This window comes from Halostagnicola alkaliphila (assembly GCF_055379965.1).
In genome coordinates, this window is sequence record NZ_AP043826.1 from 1,255,164 (window position 1) to 1,274,689 (window position 19,526).

At 59.6% G+C, this 19,526-nt stretch carries 23 protein-coding genes and 1 tRNA gene; 12 read left to right on the plus strand and 12 right to left on the minus strand.

The window, feature by feature from the left end; all coding sequences use genetic code 11:
* Positions 1-87 precede the first annotated feature (87 nt).
* The 4 genes from ACZ5C7_RS11345 to ACZ5C7_RS11360 form a co-directional block, all read right to left on the minus strand.
* Positions 88-822 (minus strand): hypothetical protein, encoded by a 735-nt coding sequence (locus ACZ5C7_RS11345; protein ID WP_464376418.1) that lies wholly within the window; start codon positions 820-822, stop codon positions 88-90.
* A gap of 518 nt (positions 823-1,340) precedes the next feature.
* Entirely contained in the window at positions 1,341-1,841 is a 501-nt protein-coding gene (locus ACZ5C7_RS11350; RefSeq protein WP_464376419.1) for a P-loop nucleotide/nucleoside kinase family protein, read from the minus strand.
* A gap of 98 nt (positions 1,842-1,939) precedes the next feature.
* A complete protein-coding gene (gene trmY / locus ACZ5C7_RS11355; protein WP_464376420.1) occupies positions 1,940-2,536 on the minus strand; it encodes a tRNA (pseudouridine(54)-N(1))-methyltransferase TrmY in 597 nt (198 codons plus the stop codon).
* 126 nt (positions 2,537-2,662) lie between these two features.
* Positions 2,663-3,199, minus strand: a complete 537-nt coding sequence (locus ACZ5C7_RS11360) for a metal-dependent hydrolase (protein WP_464378437.1) — start codon at positions 3,197-3,199, stop codon at positions 2,663-2,665.
* 108 nt (positions 3,200-3,307) lie between these two features.
* On the opposite strand from ACZ5C7_RS11360, the gene ACZ5C7_RS11365 reads away from it, so the two are divergent.
* The 3 genes from ACZ5C7_RS11365 (at position 3,308) to ACZ5C7_RS11375 (ending at position 4,514) form a co-directional block, all read left to right on the plus strand.
* The gene (locus tag ACZ5C7_RS11365) at positions 3,308-3,466 is read left to right on the plus strand and encodes an HVO_A0556 family zinc finger protein (protein WP_464376421.1); all 159 of its coding nucleotides are present in this window, start codon (positions 3,308-3,310) and stop codon (positions 3,464-3,466) included.
* Between the two features lie 16 nt (positions 3,467-3,482).
* Entirely contained in the window at positions 3,483-3,746 is a 264-nt protein-coding gene (locus ACZ5C7_RS11370; protein ID WP_464376422.1) for a hypothetical protein, read from the plus strand.
* Between the two features lie 87 nt (positions 3,747-3,833).
* Positions 3,834-4,514: a LysE family translocator gene (locus tag ACZ5C7_RS11375; protein ID WP_464376423.1), complete on the plus strand. Its 681-nt coding sequence runs from the start codon at positions 3,834-3,836 to the stop codon at positions 4,512-4,514.
* A gap of 75 nt (positions 4,515-4,589) precedes the next feature.
* On the opposite strand, the gene ACZ5C7_RS11380 is transcribed toward ACZ5C7_RS11375, so the two are convergent.
* The 5 genes from ACZ5C7_RS11380 to ACZ5C7_RS11400 are packed head-to-tail and all read right to left on the minus strand — an operon-like array spanning position 4,590 to position 6,868.
* Positions 4,590-5,366 (minus strand): proteasome assembly chaperone family protein, encoded by a 777-nt coding sequence (locus ACZ5C7_RS11380; protein ID WP_464376424.1) that lies wholly within the window; start codon positions 5,364-5,366, stop codon positions 4,590-4,592.
* Positions 5,367-5,373: 7 nt separating this feature from the next.
* A complete protein-coding gene (locus ACZ5C7_RS11385; protein WP_464376425.1) occupies positions 5,374-5,553 on the minus strand; it encodes an RNA-protein complex protein Nop10 in 180 nt (59 codons plus the stop codon).
* 54 nt (positions 5,554-5,607) lie between these two features.
* On the minus strand, positions 5,608-6,408 hold the full coding sequence (locus ACZ5C7_RS11390) for a translation initiation factor IF-2 subunit alpha (protein WP_464376426.1): 801 nt from the start codon (positions 6,406-6,408) through the stop codon (positions 5,608-5,610).
* Positions 6,405-6,578, minus strand: coding sequence for a 30S ribosomal protein S27e (locus ACZ5C7_RS11395; RefSeq protein WP_283834633.1), 174 nt, complete (start codon positions 6,576-6,578; stop codon positions 6,405-6,407). The genes ACZ5C7_RS11390 and ACZ5C7_RS11395 overlap by 4 nt, the downstream gene beginning before the upstream one ends.
* 5 nt (positions 6,579-6,583) lie before the next feature.
* Positions 6,584-6,868 carry a 50S ribosomal protein L44e gene (locus ACZ5C7_RS11400; protein WP_464376427.1) on the minus strand — a complete coding sequence of 95 codons (285 nt, stop codon included), beginning with the start codon at positions 6,866-6,868 and terminating at the stop codon, positions 6,584-6,586.
* A 451-nt stretch (positions 6,869-7,319) separates the two neighbouring features.
* On the opposite strand from ACZ5C7_RS11400, the gene ACZ5C7_RS11405 reads away from it, so the two are divergent.
* The 3 genes from ACZ5C7_RS11405 (at position 7,320) to ACZ5C7_RS11415 (ending at position 8,520) form a co-directional block, all read left to right on the plus strand.
* Complete coding sequence (locus tag ACZ5C7_RS11405) at positions 7,320-7,586, plus strand: HAH_0734 family protein (RefSeq protein ID WP_464376428.1); 267 nt, start codon at positions 7,320-7,322, stop codon at positions 7,584-7,586.
* 346 nt (positions 7,587-7,932) lie between these two features.
* Complete coding sequence (locus ACZ5C7_RS11410) at positions 7,933-8,379, plus strand: GtrA family protein (RefSeq protein WP_464378438.1); 447 nt, start codon at positions 7,933-7,935, stop codon at positions 8,377-8,379.
* Positions 8,380-8,445: 66 nt separating this feature from the next.
* Positions 8,446-8,520, plus strand: a tRNA-Met gene (locus ACZ5C7_RS11415).
* Between the two features lie 221 nt (positions 8,521-8,741).
* On the opposite strand, the gene ACZ5C7_RS11420 is transcribed toward ACZ5C7_RS11415, so the two are convergent.
* On the minus strand, positions 8,742-10,091 hold the full coding sequence (locus tag ACZ5C7_RS11420) for an RNA-guided endonuclease TnpB family protein (RefSeq protein WP_464376429.1): 1,350 nt from the start codon (positions 10,089-10,091) through the stop codon (positions 8,742-8,744).
* A 902-nt stretch (positions 10,092-10,993) separates the two neighbouring features.
* On the opposite strand from ACZ5C7_RS11420, the gene ACZ5C7_RS11425 reads away from it, so the two are divergent.
* From ACZ5C7_RS11425 to ACZ5C7_RS11450, 6 genes are read left to right on the plus strand one after another with little or no spacing between them, the layout of a single operon-like run.
* Positions 10,994-13,012, plus strand: a complete 2,019-nt coding sequence (locus tag ACZ5C7_RS11425; protein ID WP_464376430.1) for an ABC transporter substrate-binding protein — start codon at positions 10,994-10,996, stop codon at positions 13,010-13,012.
* A gap of 30 nt (positions 13,013-13,042) precedes the next feature.
* Positions 13,043-13,999, plus strand: coding sequence for an ABC transporter permease (locus tag ACZ5C7_RS11430; protein WP_464376431.1), 957 nt, complete (start codon positions 13,043-13,045; stop codon positions 13,997-13,999).
* A gap of 8 nt (positions 14,000-14,007) precedes the next feature.
* The gene (locus ACZ5C7_RS11435; RefSeq protein WP_464376432.1) at positions 14,008-15,027 is read left to right on the plus strand and encodes an ABC transporter permease; all 1,020 of its coding nucleotides are present in this window, start codon (positions 14,008-14,010) and stop codon (positions 15,025-15,027) included.
* Entirely contained in the window at positions 15,027-16,370 is a 1,344-nt protein-coding gene (locus tag ACZ5C7_RS11440; protein ID WP_464376433.1) for an ABC transporter ATP-binding protein, read from the plus strand. The genes ACZ5C7_RS11435 and ACZ5C7_RS11440 overlap by 1 nt, the downstream gene beginning before the upstream one ends.
* Positions 16,363-17,736 (plus strand): ABC transporter ATP-binding protein, encoded by a 1,374-nt coding sequence (locus ACZ5C7_RS11445; protein ID WP_464376434.1) that lies wholly within the window; start codon positions 16,363-16,365, stop codon positions 17,734-17,736. Before ACZ5C7_RS11440 ends, ACZ5C7_RS11445 begins: the two co-directional genes overlap by 8 nt.
* A 43-nt stretch (positions 17,737-17,779) precedes the next feature.
* Entirely contained in the window at positions 17,780-18,322 is a 543-nt protein-coding gene (locus tag ACZ5C7_RS11450) for a hypothetical protein (protein ID WP_464376435.1), read from the plus strand.
* A gap of 13 nt (positions 18,323-18,335) precedes the next feature.
* Here the strand turns inward: ACZ5C7_RS11450 and ACZ5C7_RS11455 are convergent, their stop codons facing one another.
* Complete coding sequence (locus ACZ5C7_RS11455) at positions 18,336-18,821, minus strand: DUF8054 domain-containing protein (RefSeq protein ID WP_464376436.1); 486 nt, start codon at positions 18,819-18,821, stop codon at positions 18,336-18,338.
* 72 nt (positions 18,822-18,893) lie between these two features.
* Positions 18,894-19,463, minus strand: coding sequence for a DUF8054 domain-containing protein (locus ACZ5C7_RS11460; protein ID WP_464376437.1), 570 nt, complete (start codon positions 19,461-19,463; stop codon positions 18,894-18,896).
* Between the last annotated feature and the right edge of the window lie 63 nt (positions 19,464-19,526).

A 19,526-nucleotide genomic window follows, 5' to 3' on the forward strand; every position in this document is an offset into this window, starting at 1 on the left:
GAGACGCGAGTTAGCGGCGGGGACCCGTTGGCGGTGCCGTGAGTTGGAGTCGGCGGCACAAGTTAGAACCTGGTCTCCGACGCCCGCTCATCGCTCGGCGGTACCCAGCGATACTTCCGAGAGATCGGACTCGAGGGAGGCTATCTCGGCGTTGAACGAGTCGACGAACGCCCCCACGTCGTCGGCGAGCCGCCGGAGTTCGGACGCGGCTGGCGGTCCGTACTGCGAGACGAGATAGGTTCCATCGGAGCCGCCGACGCGGAGATAGGACACCTCACTGCCGTCCCACTTGAGTTCCCAGCGGGTTCCCGATATGGTCGTCGAGTACGTTCCATACTCGCCTTCGTAGCGGTGTAACTGCCCCGCCATCTGGGTCGCGGCCTCGTGAATCCGCCGGACGATCCGGTCGCGTTCGGCGACGAGATCCGCCGCCGATTCGATCGGCGGGAACTCGTCGGGAACGTCCTCGAGCACCTCGTCGAACGACGCGACGTACTCGTTGTAGGCGTCGATAAACGCCCCGTAGTCTTCCATCGCTCTCTCGAGCGCCTCGGGATCCGCCGGCTGTTTGGTCGAGATAACGTACGTTTCGTCGCCGGAATTCGGGTCGAATCGAAGGTACTGGATGTCGCCGGCTTCGTATTTCACCGTCCACGTCGCGGCCTCCGTGTCGAAGGTCTCCTGTCCGTAGTCGCCGCCCTGCAACAGGGCGAGTTCGCGAGCGATCTGGCCCGCGTGCGATCGCACTCGAGTGGTCACGTCGTCCCGTCGTTCTGTGATTGTTCCGGTTTCGGCAACGTCGCGCTCTAACCCATCAGTCATTCGTTCGGACGGATGGTCCGAGTGCCGGTAACGGTTGCGCTCGCCCTCGAACACCTCCCGAATCGGAGAATATGCTCCGGCGGTGTGCTCTGTGAACCAGTTGTGATTGTTCGAACAGGCCCGCCCGTTCTCGATCCCTTCTCCTCGTCAATAACCGACACAAATATTGCCCACACAAAGAACGTTTTACCAGTTTTGTCTAATGAGTAAATAGCCCTGACGGTGGGAGTACTAGCACCCATTCCCACCTCACTCAGGGTTGTCAGAGGCACGAGTCTCCGCCACGGGACGGCGGAGATTCGACGTCGCAGAAGATCTGATAGCTATCTGCGACACGAAGGGCGGGTCAGAGCGGACGAGAACTACCCAAACGCTGTGGACGCAGTTCTCTCGCTCGTCCGTTTCGTTCTCGCGGGCTCAATTCTAGTATTACTAATACTTGTTCGAGATTTCGTCGTAGATACGAAACTACCCGTTCGCTCGAGATCGTGTCTGGGTCACAACGCAATCGCGTCGACTCACCACAGCTCGGCGATCTGTTGTCTCGTCTCGGCAACCGATCCAGAATTATCGACCGTCTGGTGGGCAATCGTCGGCGGTTCGAATTCCGATTGGAGCAGCTGATGAACCGAGAAGTCGGCGTCGCTCTCGTCGTCTTCGCGTTCGTTGATTCGTTCGCGAACGACTTCCTCGCTGCAGGTGACCCGCACGAGTTCGAACGTCGCGTCCGTCTCACGGGCCACACGACGAGCCCGGCTTCGAAGCGACTCTCGTCGGAAGGTTCCATCGAGGACGGCCACACCCTCATCCTCGAGAGCCGTTCGCGTGCGATCGAACAGTTCGTCGTACGTAGCCTGAACCTCTTCGTCGGTGTATTCGGGTTCGGGAAACAGGTCTTTTCGAACGACGTCGGTTCGGAGCAAGACGCCGTTAGCGCGTTCGGTGAGCTCGCGTGCGACTGTCGTTTTTCCCGTCCCGGGCAGTCCACAGACGACGACGAGACGCTTCTGTTCGGACATTCGGCTTTCGATGGGAGAATGTCGCGGCGGGGTTTAGTCGCTTGTGCTTCGACCCGCTTACCGGTCAATCGATCACAACTACTCGTCGCCGCCGGTGCTCAGAACCGCTCGTAGCCGTCGGTGTCGAGAAAGTGGTGGGAAACGGTAATCGCCTGATCCGCGTGGAGGCGCTCCGGACCGAGACGGAGCCGCCGGTCGGCGTACTCCCCGAGGAGTTCCTGCTCGTCCGCCGTGAAATCGTGGTGATCCGAGAGGACGAATACGGGATCCGCCGGCACCGACGCGTCGACGACCGCTTCGCCGTCCTCGTGAAGCTGGACGACCGTACCGTCCTCCGCGACCGCCTCGAGCGTCGCCTCGAACCCGCGTCGGTAGAGTTCGACGCCGGGGCTCGGTTCCGCCGGAAGCGCGCCGATGGCCTCCTCGCGGTGCTCGAGTGCGGTCCGAACGAGCGCGGCGGTCGAACGCTCGTCGGGGTGGAGATTCCGCAGTTCGCTCCCGTCGAAGCTGATCGTGAGTTCGTCCTGCATCACGAGGTGGACGCGAACGTCCTCGCGGATGCCGTGGGAGGTGACGAACGACGCGGTGATCGACCGACAGAGCGCGTCGAGTCTGCCCGCCCCGCCGGCAAGGTTGTCGAGGGAGAACTCCGGTTCCGTCGGGACGTCGTGCCCGATGAGTACAAACTGGCGCATACCCGGAATTTGGTCCATCGCGGGGATAGCACCAGCGGTCCGGGAGCGACGGGAACTGCTGAGAGATTTCCGATAAAATGGCGACGGCTCGGGTGTCGGTTACGCCTCTGTGTCGGTTTTTCGCCCTCAAGCGAGGATCGACCGGGCGTACCCTAGCCCGGGCATGCCGTCGCGGTACCAGACGAGCGCGGCCCCGATGAACAGCCCGAACTGGAAGATTTCGTACGGGCCGAGCGCGTAGTAGGTCAGGATGGCGTCGAAGATGCCGCCGACGGGTTCTTCCGGCGGCTGTTCGACCGCGGGCCAGAGGAGGAATTCGGTACCGGAAAAGTCCCCTCGAAGCGCCGACGGTGGAATATCCGTGAGAACGTGGGAAACGTGGCCGATGACGAACGCCGTTCCGACCTCGAGCCGATCGAACCGAATCGCGAGCGCGTAGACGACGGTGACGAGCGCGATCGCGAAGAAGATCGAGTGACCGAGCGTTCGCCCGCCGGGAAGCACGTCGAACGTCCACGCGAGCGGTTTGTCGACGAGGTCGGGAAGCTGCGATCCGATCGCGAGTGCGATCACTGCCAGTGCACTCGGCGCGCGGTCGAATCGGCGGTGCGTGTAGAAACTGTACAACAAGTACGCGACGCCGAGGTGTCCCCAGGGCCACATTATCTCTCTGGACGTTCTCGAGGCACGGAAATAGCCGTGTCGACTCGCGGCTTCGACCTGCAGGTGCATGGCCAACCCCTTCGGTATCGACCGACGGAGTGTAGTGATATGGCAACGACCCAATCCGACGGCAGTCGGTTAGTCGCCCTTCTCGAGGGGCGGGCGTGCCCGTCCTGTTCGGACGGGAAACTCGAGAAAGGGCGCTACAAGGGAAACGAGGCGGTCATCTGCGATAGCTGTGAGACGCCGCGCGCGCAGTTGTGGTAAACACGATCGAACGACTATGACTGAACTACAGATCCCTCCCGAAGCCGACGAACGAGAAGCGATGGAACTGGTCGACGACTTGGTCGATATCGGCGACGTCGTCGAAGTCGAGAGCTACGCAATGACCGGCGAGGAACGCACCGAGGTGACCGGAGAGATCACCGGCAGCCGGAACCCCGACTCCGAGCCGGCGTACCTCGAACTCGACGGACAGCCGGCTGGCGAGGGGAGCGTTCCCTACGAAGAGATCGAGACGGTTATTCGAAGAGAGGAGCAGTAGCCGATTTCCTCGCCAAGCGAGGCAATCGCGCCGAGAGCCGACCGATGTCGACATTCTTTACCGGTCGCTCACCCTCGAGTCGAACACGTGCTTACCACCGTTACGACGCTTCTCGTGGGAGCGGTCTTCGGCATCGCCCTGGCCGCGCCACCGGGGCCGATGAACGCCATTATCGCCGAGGAGAGCGTGCTCCGCGGATGGACGGCGGGGTTCAGAGCCGGCCTCGGAGCTATGCTCGCGGACATCGTTTTCTTCATCGGCGCACTCGCGGGCGCCGTCGCAATTATCGATCACTATCCCGTACTCAGACCCGCTCTCTATCTCGTCGGTGGCGTACTCATGCTGTATTTCGCCGTCGGCGCGTTTCAGGAGGCGGGGTCCTCGAGCGGCTTCATCGACGAGACCAAGGGAGCCTCGAGAGGCTTCCAAAAAACGTTTGCGCTGTCGCTGACGAACCCCTACCAGATCGGGTTCTGGCTCACCGTCGGCGTCGGCCTCCTCCAGTCGGGCACTCTCGACGTCTTCGCCCACGTTCCGGGCGTGGGTGCGGCACTCGAGGGGGCGCTGGTCGTCCAGACCGGTTCGGTCGCACTGTTGCTCGGCTTTTTCATCGGAATCGCGGTCTGGATCGTGAGCTATCCGGCCGCGCTCGTTTCGGTAGGCCGGCGTCTCGACGCCTTTGCCCCAGTTATCTCGATACTGAGCGGCGTCGTTCTCGCCGGCTTCGGCGTCGTCTTCCTGGTGATGGGAGTCGGCGGCGTCGTCTGAGGTTGTCTTTGACTCTAGGTCGGAGTGTCCCGCGCTATCAAAATCTCTCGAAAAGAGTCGTCTCGTCGACCGCGTCTAGCCGATATACCGCAGGTCGTCGTCGGTCGGCATCTCCATCGACTGCTGTTGTTGCTGTTGTTCCATCTCCTGGATCTTGCCGATGACGTCTTCCATCTCGTCGGCGCGCTCGTCGAGCGACTCGTACTCAAGGTCCATCCCGATCGCTTCCTCGAGCACTTCGAGCACTGCTCGAGCGCTCTTGGGATCGACGAGGTAGCCGCTGGTTTCGCCCATCAGACACGCCGCGTCGAATCCGCGTCGCGCGCCGAGTCCGAGCAACAGGCCGCTTACGCCGACGATACCGCCCGCCGGTTCGTCCTCGCGGAACTCGACGCCGATGTCCTCGAGGGGTTCGACGCGAGATTCGTCGGTGACCGCGCCGATGACCGCGTACTCTTCGATGAGTTCGCCGGTCGGAACGCCTCCGAGAGAGTAAATCTCCGACGTGTCGAACTCGTCGGCGATGTCGAGAAAGGCGCTCGTGAGCGCGTAGTGACCGGCGTTGGTCTGTGCCTGGTGGTCGCCGGTGAGCACGAGCATGTCGCGGCCTTCGGGGTTCGATACTGCGTGTAGCGTCGCACACGTCAGTTCGGCGACGCCGTCCTCGATCGTGACCTGTGGCGGGAACTCGCGCGAATAGACGCGTCGAATCACGGTGCTCTCGTCGTCGAGCTCCTCGAGAATGTGCTCTGCGGCGAGCGTTCCGACGTGTCCGACGCCGGGCAGCCCTTCGACGAGTACTGGGTCGTCGACCTCGACCTCGGCAACTGCGTCGACCTCGAGTTCGTCCATACCCGTATCAGCGATTGCGACGCTTAAGTGCGCGTCGGTACTCGCCGTGTTTGTCGGTCGGATCGAACGGTGCCGGCGCGCTGTTGACGGCGTCGGCTCCGCAGTCCGGGCACGTCTCAGAAAGCGTGTAAACCGGGCGTTCGTGGGCCTGTTCCCACGCCGAACACACCCGTATGTTAGATTTCATTCGTTGTCCCCTTCGCACGCAACAGTGGGCGTGCGACGACTCCCCTTCACGTTCTTACTCGTCGTCGGTCTTGCGCTCGCGGTGGTACTCGCCGTCGCCGCCCTGCTCTTGAATCGCCGCAACCGCGCGGCTCGCGCTCTCTTCGAGCTGAGATTCGGCAGTCTTGTAGTTCGGCGCACGGACCTTGATGCGGTACTCCGGTGCACCGACGTAGACGACCTCGAGTTCGACCTCATCGGGCACCCCGCCGTTCCCTTCGGCGGCCTCGAGCGCCTCACGGATGCCGTCGACGCCCGACGGAGAGGCGTTCTCGAGATCGACGTAGCCGGTGACGTTGACGTACGGAACCGAGACGTTTTCTCGGGCAGTTTCGACGAGTGCGTCGATCTCGTCGTCGGTGAGATCGGTGTCTTCGAGGGCTTCCTCGCCGTGGATCGCCGCCTGCTTGAAGCCGTTGTAGAGGCTTCCGTGAACGCCGATCAGTTCGTTCGCGATCGCGGTGTAGGCATCGTCGTCGCTGTCCTCCTCGAGCGCCAAGTCCATCCAGTTGTCCGCTTTTTGCTCGTTTTTCCAGTCCTGGATCTTGTCCGAGCGCTGGTGGTCGTTGACGTCTTTGAGCGAAAGATCGATCTGTTCGTGGGACTCGTCGACGTCGAGGACTTTACAGACGACGATCTGGCCTTCGCGGACGTGGTCGCGGACGTTTTTAATCCAGCCGCTCGCGACCTCGGAGATGTGAATCAGGCCGCGTTTGTCCTGATACTCCTCGAGATCGACGAAGACGCCGAAGTCCTCGATCTCGTCGATCTTGCCGACGACGAGTTCGCCGGGGTCGGGCCAGCCACTGTACTTCATCGTGACTCGACTGTCTCTACGATCTCGTGGTCGATTTCGGCTTTGCCGCCGGTCGGTCGGGCGAGCGTCGTTCCGCAGACAGCACACGCGACCTCCGTGGAGGCTTTTCCGAAGACGATCTGTTCGTTCTCGCAGTCACCGCAGTGGACGTTGTAGTAAGATCCTGCCATTGTAATCACTCTTGGAATTCGATTCGGCCAGCGCGCCATCCTTCTCGAAGGTGTGCGCTGCCACACTCGTTACAGCGGTATTTGAGGTCGGTCTTGTTCGTCGGTTTGTTCCCACTGGGAACTTTCGAGAACTTCCCGGAGTTACCGATCGAAGACGTCTGGCGTTTTCGCTGTCGGTCGGCAACCTTTTTCATCCCAGTCTGGCGACCGGTTCGAACCTTCTCGACTTCGTGCTGGTGATGTTCGTTACAGTGCGGACAGTACGTATTGAATCGGCGTGGCATCTGCATGGTTAGTTCACTTGAAGCAGGCTATGATTGCGCCGCTTAAAACCCGTTTGGTTCGTCGTCGCGGGAACCCGTCGACGGAGCCCGAACGGAAGGCGCATCGCTCCCACCACGCTCTATTCAGCGCGATAGATGTCGGCTCGACGACCGAGACGGGGTGAATTCACGTCGAGTCGACTCGAGTGACCGAAGTCGAGCGGCGATCGGAGTTGACGGATACTGGTACTGCAACGGGTGCTGATTCATGACGCCTTTGGCGTCGTACGCGTGAGCGCCCGCGAGCGCACAGTCATTCAAACCACTTTTACTCCGTCTATCCGTCCGTACTTTTACTCCGTCTACACGTCTCGTCTGATCGCCCAATTGCCCGTTTCGTTGCTACGATCGTCCTGAACCGGGTTCGCTAACTGCGGGCTTCGAAGCGTTTAATCCGCTACCGTTCGAACCGCCGACTATGAAGCGGCTTATCATCCACGGCGACCCCGGTATTCGGAAGGGTGCTGTTATCGACTACGAGGGGGAGGAGCTGGTCTGTTTCGGTATCAGTCGCAACGGCGAGTGGCACGGTCCCGAGGAGGTCCAACTCTGGTGTACCGTCGGTGCCGAATCCGAGTTCGACGAGTTCGAACGCCGGGAATTCCTTCCGCATTTCCTCGATGTCGACCGCGTCGACGCCGAAGCCGTCGACGTGGTCCGACCGCAGGGCGACCTGGCAGTGTGAACGTCGATTGGCAGGTCGCCGGAGTACGTCTCGACCGGCTGTCACCACGATTCAAGCGTCTGCTCGGCGAGACGGCCGCTGTCAGAACTCTTTTCTTTACCGATCGGCAGTAATAGATACAGATGGGTCGAACTGCTGGTGTTGGTATTGCCCGCTCTTCGACCGGCTATCGGTTCTCTCGAGCGCTTTTTTTGCAAACCCGAACGTCAACTCGATTCGAGAAGATCCCCATTGAACGCGACAGATCCATCGGACTCGACGAACGCACTGGTCTACCAGACGACGATCAGAGCACAGTTGTTAACTCAGCCCTCAGTAGCGGAGCCGTTCGAAATTCGACGGTATGATGAGTAAGTCATTTACGGAGATTCTTCGAATTCGACTGTCTGCCCTGCGGTCTCGAGCTCGCTTCACACAGTTTGCAGGTGTCGGGCTCGTGGGTGCGACCGTCGACAATGCCGTTCTATTCGTACTCGTCTCGCTGACGGCGCTCGGACCCGTCGGCGGCAAGATCATCGCCTGGATCCTCGCGATCGGCGTGATCTTCGCGATAAACGAACGCTGGACGTTTTCCTCCTACGGGAAAATGGCGCCTCGAGCGCTGGCTCGAAGATTGCTGAAGTCGTATTTCGTCCGGTTTGCCGGGTTTCTCGTGACGCTTACGGTATTGACTGTGCTGGTCTACCGGTACGATGTTGGGGTTATGATCGCCAACGTGATCGGGATCGGCGTTGGCTTTTTCGTCAACTACACCTGTGAGAGCCTTTACACGTGGAAGGTCCACCAAGACTAACGGTAGAAACCCCCATACGGTGGTCGAATCACAACCCTTAACTAGGCAAACCCGATATGATATGATAGCGGGATGGGATAGCCAGGAGATTCCGGCGGGCTCATAACCCGCAGACCGGTAGTTCAAATCTACCTCCCGCTATGTTTTGGCGCGAACAAATTCGTGAGCGCCATCCATAGCACGAGTTGTTTGAACGAGAGAAGACCGGAGTGAAACGGCGGTCTTCACGTAGTTCAAATCTACCTCCCGCTACTTTTCAGGGATTCAACACCGAACGCCGAGCGTAGCGAGGCGTGAGTCGGAATCCCTGAAAATGGTTTAGAGTGAAGTACCGCGGGCGCAGTGTCCCGCGGCATCCGTGTCTAACCCTCGCTGGGCGCAACCGACTTTAATTCCCCTCGCACTTGCCCCTCGACAGAGGCTTGTGTCGCCTTTCCGTGGCGATCAACACCCGAACCAAATACTGGTCCGTGAGGGTCGGCTCCTCCACCAGGGCCCGATACCGTCCGTCTCACCTTCTTCACTCGCGGAAGGGTGTTGAGAGACGGCACATTCTCATCTCTATCCCACAGCCACTCCTGGATCACGCACACTGCTGCTTTCCGATCGGCATGATCCTGGAACGAACAATCCGTACACTTGAACCGCTTCTTCCTACGGTTTGTACGAGCTTTGTGCAGGCAGTCAGTGCATGGGCAGCGCTGACTCGTGTATTCAGGATCGACATCTTGACTTGGGATACCGTTCCAAGCGGCTTTGTACGTGGTGAATTCGCGTAGTTTAGCGAATGGGAGGCTGTGGAGGCGTCGGTTCATTCTGGTGCCGTAATCGATGTCGTCTCGCATGTCTTTGAGGTCTTCAAAGACAACAACCGGTGTATCGAACTGCGAGAGCCACTCGACTACATCCCGTGAGACCTTGTGCAGTTGGTCGTCAACGAAGTCCCGTTCCTCAGTCTGTACGACCGCATCCATCGCACTCTGACCTGCCTCTTGCATACGCTTGCGTTTCGTGAAGAACTCGTGACGGACCCGTTTGATATCGGGATATTCGATTACCGTGGAATCGATGACGCCGTCTTCACGGGTCAGGGCGGCGAGTGCGGTGCAGTCCTCGTTGATATCGACACCGACGATCGTGTCAGCGGTATCTGGTGAGGCAACTGTGTGCGTTTCGTGCGTAGTGGTGACATGGAGACGCCATTCGTCGTGTTTGTACACGAGTTCGGCAGTGCCGACACGCCAGTCAGCACTGGTAAGGGCAGTCTTCACTCGTTCGAGGTGATCTGGGCTGCCCTGGAGAGTGCCGCGAACATAGTTGTACGGTTTGTAACTGATGCGGAACGCAACCTCTCCATTTTCGGTGAGTGTAAGCGCGTACCCTTCATTGTGATTCATCCGTACCGGGTACGGCTCATCGATGTATGTTCGCGGCCTGCCCCAGTCAAGACGATCGTCGTCTTTGTGTTCGTGGTAGGGTTCGATCTCTTGGAGAGCCTTCTCGATGAGTTGTTGAGTGGTGTTTTTAACGTGGGTAGCACGTTCAGTGACGGGGTCTTCGATGTCGTCCCAGTCCCACCCGTGCCGGTCGAGACGGTTGACTTCGTTACGGATACGTCTGGCTTCAAGCGACGCCTCACGCAAGTTGGCAGGCTCACCCTCAGTAATGTCGAGACCGAACGACAGCGAGTGGGTGAGCGCTACCTCTTGCATATCTCTATAATTGTGATAACCCATTATAAAACTACAAATCAGCAGTGAGAGTTGCACTGAGTGACGGCATTCAGCCCCGGGCACGGTGGCCCGGGGCACTCTGCCTGTTACCTCTGTAGATTTGAATGAGACGAGGCGCGCGCAACGAAGTGAGCACGTCTCGGCGTGGTTCAAATCTACCTCCCGCTATGTTTTGGCGCGAACAAATTCGTGAGCGTCATCCATAGCACGAGTTGTTTGAACAAAAGAAGACCGTCGTTTCACTTCGGTCTTCGCGTGGTTCAAATCTCGTCTGCTCTGTTTTCAAACTAGGTAGCGAGGCGGATTCCCCGCCCCACCGTGGGCGGGGTTGAAAAAGCCACGAACGACCACTCGGCGTGACGTAACCGCGATCGAACTCTCCGTCTACATATGGTTTTGTACAAACATTCTGTAACCGTCGTTCGTCGAACGCGCAGGATGACTGTGTCGCCTCGTTCCGCTCGAGTGCGTAATTCACCGCATTGGATATCTCTCGAGAGGGCGACTGCGTAACGCGCGTCTCGAGTCCGAGCCCGCCTCGAGATATGTTCTCTTCTCACTATCCACGAACGTGTCTATTTATGGCCTACTTTGCTCACTAGTACACAAGAAACCTCATGCTAATTCTCTTCAGCCTTTCCTCATTTCTGTGGACAAATGGACGGGTATGTAGTTCCTTCATTTTAATACGACAGTAGTGGTGTAGATATAATTGGTAAAACGATAACTTATTTATGCCATGATCATAGTATCTGTGACGTAGTATCCCATGATCGATAACCCCCAATTCGAACGTTGTGGTGGGCCCGAATTAATTGGGCGAGTGTTTGGTTGGAAGGACATGGGTGACGAAAGTAGACATAAAATTGGAAAATCCAATCATGACCCAACAATTACATTCTCGTGAATCAATTATTGACCGTCGAACCGTCCTTCAAGGAATTGCAGCGGCAGGCGTCGCTGGCGTCGCTGGGTGCCTGGGTGGGGACGGCGACGAGGAAGTAGACATCGATGCGGCACTCGAGCGAAACGAAGTCGACATCGACGAAATCGTCGAGGGAGGGCGTCTCGAGTTCGCCATTCCTCGAAGCAGCATTTCCGATTACGATCAAGCCCAGAGCACCCAGGCCGAAGACACGGTGGTGTTCGAGGCCGTTTACGATGGATTGTTGAAGACGAACTCCGACGCCGAATCCTTCCTCTGGATGGTAGAAGAGTACGAGGCCGACGAGGCTAACGACGTTAGCGCGGTCGATTACGAAGACTATATGATCGAGGTGGAACCCGCCGAAGTCGACGATGGGGTTCCCGTTTTCGATCTGGACGGCGAGAACAATCTCGTTTTGATGCAACACCCGGACGATCTTCCCGCAGAAGAGGGGGAATCGATGCGGGTTCTCACTCGAGACGAAGCCGGGGACGCCGTCGCCGACGGCGTGTTCGGCGTGAGAGTCGAGGGGCGCCTGCACGAAGGCATCGAGTTCCACAACGGCGAGGAAGTCACCGCGGAGAACGTCGTTCGCTCTTACGACCGATACGTCGGCTCCGACAACCAAGGCCAGTATTTCGATAGCTTCCTGCACGCCGAAGCGACCGACGGCGACGACGGATACGAGTTCGAACTCTACGCGCAGGAGGCCGACGCCGCCGCTTTCATCGAACTACCGCCCGTAATTTTCCCCTCGGATCACTTCGATGTTCCAGCTGGCGATCTGGACCCGCGGGACGACGAGGATATGGTGCCGATCGGAACGGGTCCGTACGAAGTCGCGGAGTTCGACGAAAGTCAACAACTCCTCCTCGAGCGGACCGACAATTACTGGGTCGAGGAAGTCGGCCTCGAGAACATCCCGTGGTACGACGGACCGGCGGACTTCCCGGAGGGCCCCGTCATCGACGAGATCAACATCCGGTTCGCCGACGACAGTACCGTACGGAGCAACGCCTTGGAAGACGGCGATGCCGATATCGCCTACGAGTTGCCGTCCGAGGCCCGCAACAACTTCCACACGTCCGACGATTACGTCGTCTCCGCGACGGAGGCGCTCGGTTTCAAGTTCATGCAGTTCCCGATGGACGACACCGATACCGGCGGTGCCTTCGCCCAGCGGGAGGTCCGTCAGGCGGTCAGCGCCCTTATTCCTCGCCAGCAGATCGTCGACCTCGTCGAACAGGGATGGGGAGAGCCCGCGGAGGTTCCGTTCCCGGAACCCGCCGCCGAGCTCGGGACGGCCCAAGAATACGACGAAATCGTCGAGGAGGACTGGGCGTACAACGTCGAGCCCGATGTCGAGGAGGCGGAAGCCTTGCTCGAGCAGGCGGATGTCGAAATTCCCGTCGAAGTAACGATCGAGACGAATTCGGACGACGACGAACGGACCGACAAGATGGAACTCGTCGTCGACGAGTTAAACGACAGCGAGTTGTTCGAGGCCGAACTGGAAACCCCTGCGGAACTGGGTGATTGGACCTCGGACCTCTACACGGACGAAGCTCGAACTGATAACGCAGAACGTAACGCTCCGGCCGTTATCGGTCTCGCCGGAACTCCCGACGCCCACGGGTTCGTCGAAGCGATCACCGATCCGGATAATTACAATGGGTGCTGTAATTTCTTCCTGGCGGAGGGGGTGCTCCCTGAGGAGTTCATCGATCAGTTGCGTGGCTGCCGGTTCGGCGTCGACGTCGCCGAGGATCAGGACGCCAGAAGAGCAGCCTACGACGAGTTCTGGCCGGAGTACGCGGATATGTGTGCGAACACGATCGTCGACTACTCGCTGAACACCGGAACGACCAACGACGATGTCGTGGGGTTCAACGTCCATCCGCAGACCCAAATCATCCTGAGCTACGCGCTGTACCATCCTGCAGACGAGCAGATCATGTATCTGGATCGGTAACGCAGTTCCGTTTCACAAATTCCCATAGGAATGAGTTTACAAAGATACATACTACGACGGGTACTCACGTCTATTCCGGTTCTGTTCGGCGTTTCAGTGGTAACGTTCGGAATTATGCACGCCGCTCCCGGCGATGTCGTCAGTCAGATGGTCGCGGCAAATCCCAACGTTCCGCCCGGAGAATCCGTTCGACTCCGCCAGGAGTTCGGACTCAACGACCCTATCTGGGTCCAGTATCTCGACTGGATGCAGGGAATCTTCACCGGCGATTTCGGCGAGGTGTACTCCTCGAGTCGGAGCGCCGATGCGATCGTGATGGCGCGGCTTCCGGAAACGCTCCTTCTCGCAACGTTCGGTTGGGTGTTCGCGATACTGATCGCCGTTCCGGGAGGAATCTACGCGGCGGTCAACAAAGACGAACTCGGCGACGATGTCAGCCGATTCGCCGCCCTCTCGGGTATTTCGATTCCGAACTTCTGGCTGGGTCTGATGTTGATGGCGGTTTTCGCCGTTCAGCTCGATCTGTTTCCCACGCTCGATCCCCAGACGGGCTTGCTCTCTCGAGAGATGCTCTGGTGGTTGATATTGCCGGGTGTCACGATCGGGACGGCGGCCTCGGCGAACATGATGCGGATCATGCGGACGTCGATGGCCGAGGAATTGAACAAGGAGTACGTGACCGCAGCGCGTGCGAAGGGGCTTCCCGAACGGACGGTTATCCTCAAACACGTGTTGCGAAACTCCCTCATCTCGGTCACGACCGTCGCCGCGTTCCTCACCGCGAGTCTCGTCTCCGGCTCGGTCGTCGTGGAGGTCGTCTTCGCCTGGCCGGGTCTCGGGAGAGAGCTCGTCGAGGCGATCCAGCTCCGGGAGATCAACCTTTTAATGGCGATCACGTTGCTCACCGGCGCGGTCGTCGTGCTCGCGAACTTGCTCGCGGATATCATCTATGCGCTGCTCGATCCACGAATTAGAGACGAATACTAACACAATCTATGTCAACAGAACGAGGACGGATACAGATCTCGGGGTTTGAAACGGGGGGTATCGAGGATCGAGAATCGGATACCGCCGACGTGGAACAAGAATACACCGAACCCGTGAGCGTGTGGCGACGAATCGTGAATCGCCTACTCCAGGATCGACTGGCGCTTCTCGGAATCGCCGTCGTCGTGTTGATGACGGTGACTGCGCTCATCGCACGACCGATATCGGTGTCCGGCGTTCCCGTCCAACCCTTTTCACTCGCACCGTTCGACCCGACTGCCACAGCCGTCGGTGGGCGACACGAGGCCCCCTCGATGACCCACTTGATGGGAACGAACCGGCAGGGACAGGACATGCTCTCTCGAGTGATGGTCGGGGGCAGATACAGCATCTCGATCGGACTCATCGTGACCGCGATCGCGGCGACGTTCGGCGTCGTGTACGGCAGTATTTCCGGCTACTTCGGCGGCTGGGTCGATAGCGTGCTCATGCGATTTCTCGACCTCGTGTTCGCGTTCCCCGCGCTCGTCCTGGCGCTGATCCTCGTCGCCCTGTTCGGCGGCGGATTCTGGCCGCTCGTGGGTGCGTTCGCCCTCGTCGGCTGGGCGTCGTACGCACGGATCATCCGCGGCGAGATTTTGAAAGTCAAACAGAACGAGTACGTCCTCGCCGCGAAGGCACTCGGCGCGCGGGACCGGTCGGTCCTGTTCAGACACATCATTCCGAACGCCATCGCGCCGGTCGTCGTCCAGGCGACGCTGAGCATCGGGACCGTCGTTATCGGCGTCGCCGCCCTCGGCTTCCTCGGCATCGGCTTCTCACCCGGCACTCCCGAGTGGGGGACGATGCTTGACGCCGAGCGGGATACCCTCGCTACGGGTGCTGGCGGTGCCTGGTACTGGTGGGCGACCATCTTCCCCGGACTTATGATCTTCCTGTTCGTCATGTCGATGAACATGATCGGTGACGTCATCAACGACGCACTCGACACGCAGGTCGACGACGTCGGCCACGGAGGTGGCGGCTAATGGCGCTGCTCGAGGTCGACAACCTGACGGTTTCGTTTTACACGTCAGAGGGCGTCGTCACGGCGGTTGAGGACCTCTCCTATACGATCGACGCCGGAGAGAAGTTCGGGGTGGTCGGCGAGAGCGGTGCCGGGAAAAGCGTTACCGCACTGTCGCTGTTGCGCCTCATCGAGAGCCCCGGCGAGATAGAGTCGGGATCGATTCGCTTTGGCGATCCCGACACCGTCGAGGAACTAGAGGAGTCGTATCCCGACCACACCGTCGATGTCGAAGAACTCCGTCGGGAGTCAGATTTCGACGAAATCATCGGTCAACTCGAGAAACGCGGCGTCTCGGGGTCGGACGTGACCGGAAATCCGGAGCACGAAACCGCGGACTTACAGCGCTTACGTACGGACGGCGACATCGATATGCGCGACGTCATCGATCAGGGCTACGCGGTCGAACTCGGATTGATCGACGAGGAGGACTTCATCGTTTACGACGGCGATACCCAGTACGTCGAACTGCTTCGGGCGCCGGAGCCGGCGGTTCGGCGGCTCCGCGGAAACAACATCGCCATGATCTTTCAGGACGCCCAGACCGCACTCAACCCCGTCTACACCGTCGGCGAACAGATCGCCGAGGCGATCAGACATCACCTCGAGTACAGCGACGAGGAGGCCAAAGAGCGGGGAATCGAACTGCTCGATAAAGTCGGGATTCCGGACGCGGAAAACCGATACTCGGATTATCCACACGAGTTCTCCGGCGGGATGCAACAGCGGGCGGTGATCGCGATGGCGCTCTCGTGCGATCCCGACGTGATCATCGCCGACGAGCCGACGACAGCACTCGACGTGACGACCGAAGCGAAGATTCTCGAGCTTCTCGAGGAACTCACCGACGAGTTCGATACTGCGGTCCAGCTCATCACGCACGATCTCGGCGTTATCGCCGAACTCTGTGACCGGGTGATGGTGATGTACGCGGGCCAACCCGTCGAAAAGTCGCCGGTCGAAGAGCTGTACTACGACCCGAAACACCCCTACACCGTCGGGTTGATGAGCTCGATTCCGCGAATCGGCGACGACCGCGATCGGCTGCAAACGATCCCGGGAACCATGCCCGACCTGATCGACACGCCGTCGGGCTGTAGTTTCCACCCTCGCTGCCCGTACGCGGAAGACATTTGCAAGCAAAAAGAGCCGCGGATGGTCGAGTTCGACGACGTCGATTCGGGCAGCCGATCGGCGAAGTGCCTCGAGTATACGGACGACCTCGAGGACGGCATCGGGTACACTGTCACCGTCGAAGACGATCACGAACCGACCGAATACGTTTCGAGTGAACACCATGAGTAGCCACAACGAGCCGATCCTGCGAACGGAGAACCTCACGAAACACTACGAGTCCAGCAGCGGATTTATCGAGAACCTCCTCGGCCGGTCGCAACTCGTCAAAGCCGTCGATGGCATCGATCTCGAGTTGTACCCCGGCGAAACGCTGGGGGTCGTCGGCGAAAGCGGTTGTGGCAAGACGACGCTCGGTCGATCGATGCTTCGGCTTATCGAACCGACCGACGGCTCGATCACGTACAATAAAGCGGCGGAAGACGGGACGACCGAAGCGATCGAGTTGACGAACCTCTCGAGTTCGGACCTGCGGGATCTCAGAACGGATCTCCAGTACATCTTCCAGGACCCCTTCTCGAGTTTGAACCCTCGTCTCACCGTCGGCGACATCGTCGGCGAACCGTTCGACATTCACGATATCGCGTCGGGTGAAGAACGAAACGTGCGAGTCCAGAGTCTCCTCGAGACCGTCGGACTCAATCCGAGCCACGCCTACCGGTACCCACACGAGTTCTCTGGCGGTCAGCGCCAGCGAATCGGTATCGCTCGGGCGCTGGCCGTCGATCCGGAGATAATCGTCTGCGACGAGCCGGTGAGTGCCCTGGACGTCAGCGTACAGGCGCAGATTCTCAATTTGCTCGAGGATCTCCAAGAGCAGTTCGACCTCTCGTACATCTTCATCGCTCACGATCTGAGCGTGGTCGAGCACATCGCGGATCGGATCGCCGTGATGTACCTCGGCGAGTTCGCCGAAATCGGCACGACGTCGGAGGTGTTCTCCGAACCGTACCATCCCTACACCGAGGCGTTACTCTCTGCGATTCCCGAACCGGACCCGCTCTGGGAAGGGGAGAAAATCCTCCTCGAGGGGGAGGTTCCCTCGCCGATCGATCCACCGACGGGCTGTCGGTTCCACACGCGGTGTCCGCGCGTGATTCCGCCAGCGGAGTTTGCCGGCACGCAATCGGCGTGGCGATCGATACTGAATTTCAAACTCCGCGCCGAGGACGCCAGCACGGTGACGGAGCTGTTCACCATCACCGACGAGTCGGTCCGAGACGACGTGTCGACGCTCTCGCGAGCAGAAATCGACGAAATGGTTCGCGAGGAGTTCGGCATTCCGGACCGCGTCTCGGATCCGGCGGCGGAGGACCTCCTCTCGAGTTCGATCGACGAATTACACTCGGAAAACGTCGACGACGCCGCGGAGGTGCTCGCCGAGCGGTTCGTCTCCCCGTGTGAGACGACCGATCCGGCGGCCGTCGAGATAACTGAGACGCACGAAATCGGGTGTCTTCGCTACGACGACCGGTACGCTACCCGGACGGCCGAGCGCGGTCGCGAGGGAACCGATGGGACGGTCGCCGACGATTAAGTCCTCGGAAGAATTTAGTTGTTCTAGCCCCTATGCGTGGGTAATGCGTCGGATCTACGATTCGGATGCGCTTTCTCGAGACGACGATCACTTCTCCCCGAACGAGAACTCGTCCTCGGAGCGTCCGCAAGCGATGCGGTCGGTCAACGGGTCCGCCTGGAGCAAGCGTCTGATTCCGCATCTGATCCGCCATCGTGCCGTTTCGGTGCGCGTTACGACGCCGAACACCGAGTTCGATCCCGACGCGCCGATCCCGTTTACGGTGACGATGAAAAACGCGTTGCCGATTCCGATCACGATCCGGACTCGGTCGCCGATTCGTTGGACGTGGTCCGTCGACGGCGCGCAGGAGGCCTCGAGAGTTGCGACGAGAGATCCCCCCGACAGGAGCGGCGAGCTCCACTTCGACCGCGGCGAACGAGTGCAGTTTCGGAAACGCTGGTCGCAGCTGTTTCAGGTGTCGAACCGAGAGTGGGAGCCTGCTGAGTCGGGGGAGTATACGATCAGCGCGGCCATCAACGTCGACGATCCGAAACGGAACGGGCTGTACGACGAGACGACCGTTCGTATTACGGAAAGTCGATGAGAAAGCACGTGTTTTAGCGCGGGGATGCATCCTCGCCGGTCCCGTCGCTGGTCGCGTCCTTTTCGCGTTCATCGTCCATCGAAGAACCGTCGTCGCTCGAGTCGCTCGCCCGATTTTCTTCCGACTGCTGGCATTCGGTTTCCGTACTCGCTCGCGTCGCGACGCCCTTTAACGCTAGATCGACGTCAGCGTCGTCGTCGACGCCCGTCGTCCGTTTTCCGAATCGGTTTAGAAACCAGTCCGGACCGTAGGTCTTCGCGAGCTGTGGCGTCCCCGGAATGAGGTATCCCCGGAGATAGATCGTCGCTCCCGAGAGCAGGGTTATCACCGTTCCGACGGCGGCCGCGGCGACTCGTCCGTTGGTATATAGCGTGACTGCCGCGGCCGCGAGTGCGAGCCCCGTCGCGATCGCGGCGTTCAGTATCGTACACGGCGTACACCGGTTCGAACCGGTGTGCTCGGATCGTCGGAACTGCTCGAGCAAATCTCGGAACCCCATCGCTGAGATATCTCTCTTGACTCGGCATGAACGTTGTTCTCGATCGGACGAGCGGAATCGAGGCTCAATGGGCTATCTGGCGTCCGGAACGGAATCGGTGGAGAACTCGAGCAGTCGACGGGCACAATCGCCGCAGTTGACCGTCACGACCTCGAGGTCGCCACAGCAGGATTCGACGATATCGTCGCCGATCGCCACCTCGCCGCGACAGAACGGACACTCGTCGTGAAACGATCGAAGCGATTGGAGTATTTTATACCGTTGTCTGCCCGGAACGTCGGCCCAGCGGTCGGTCTCCGAGTGGAGTTCCCTGTCGGTTGCGACGTCCAACTCGAGGGCCGCTTCCGACGGCCAGTTTCGAACCGTCGCGTGAGTTTTGTACGCTGTGTACGCTCGTCCGGGATCCGAGACGTCGTCCTCCTCGATTCCGAACATCGCGGCGATATCGCTCGTCTCGATGCCATCCGAACGAACGCGTTCGAGTTGCGTTTCGATCCGGGTGGCAAACGTCGGCGAAAAACGCAAGTTATCCCCCCGTTCGGTCGGCTCTACGACCCGGTGGTCGAGAAGGAACGCTTCGGGATCGACAGCGTTCCGCTTTCGATACTCGATTCTGTCGGCCGCCGAGTCAGAATCAGACATACTGTCATCTGCGTGTCTATCACAAAAAGTCATTCGACGATTCGGGGCGAAGCGGCGACGTTC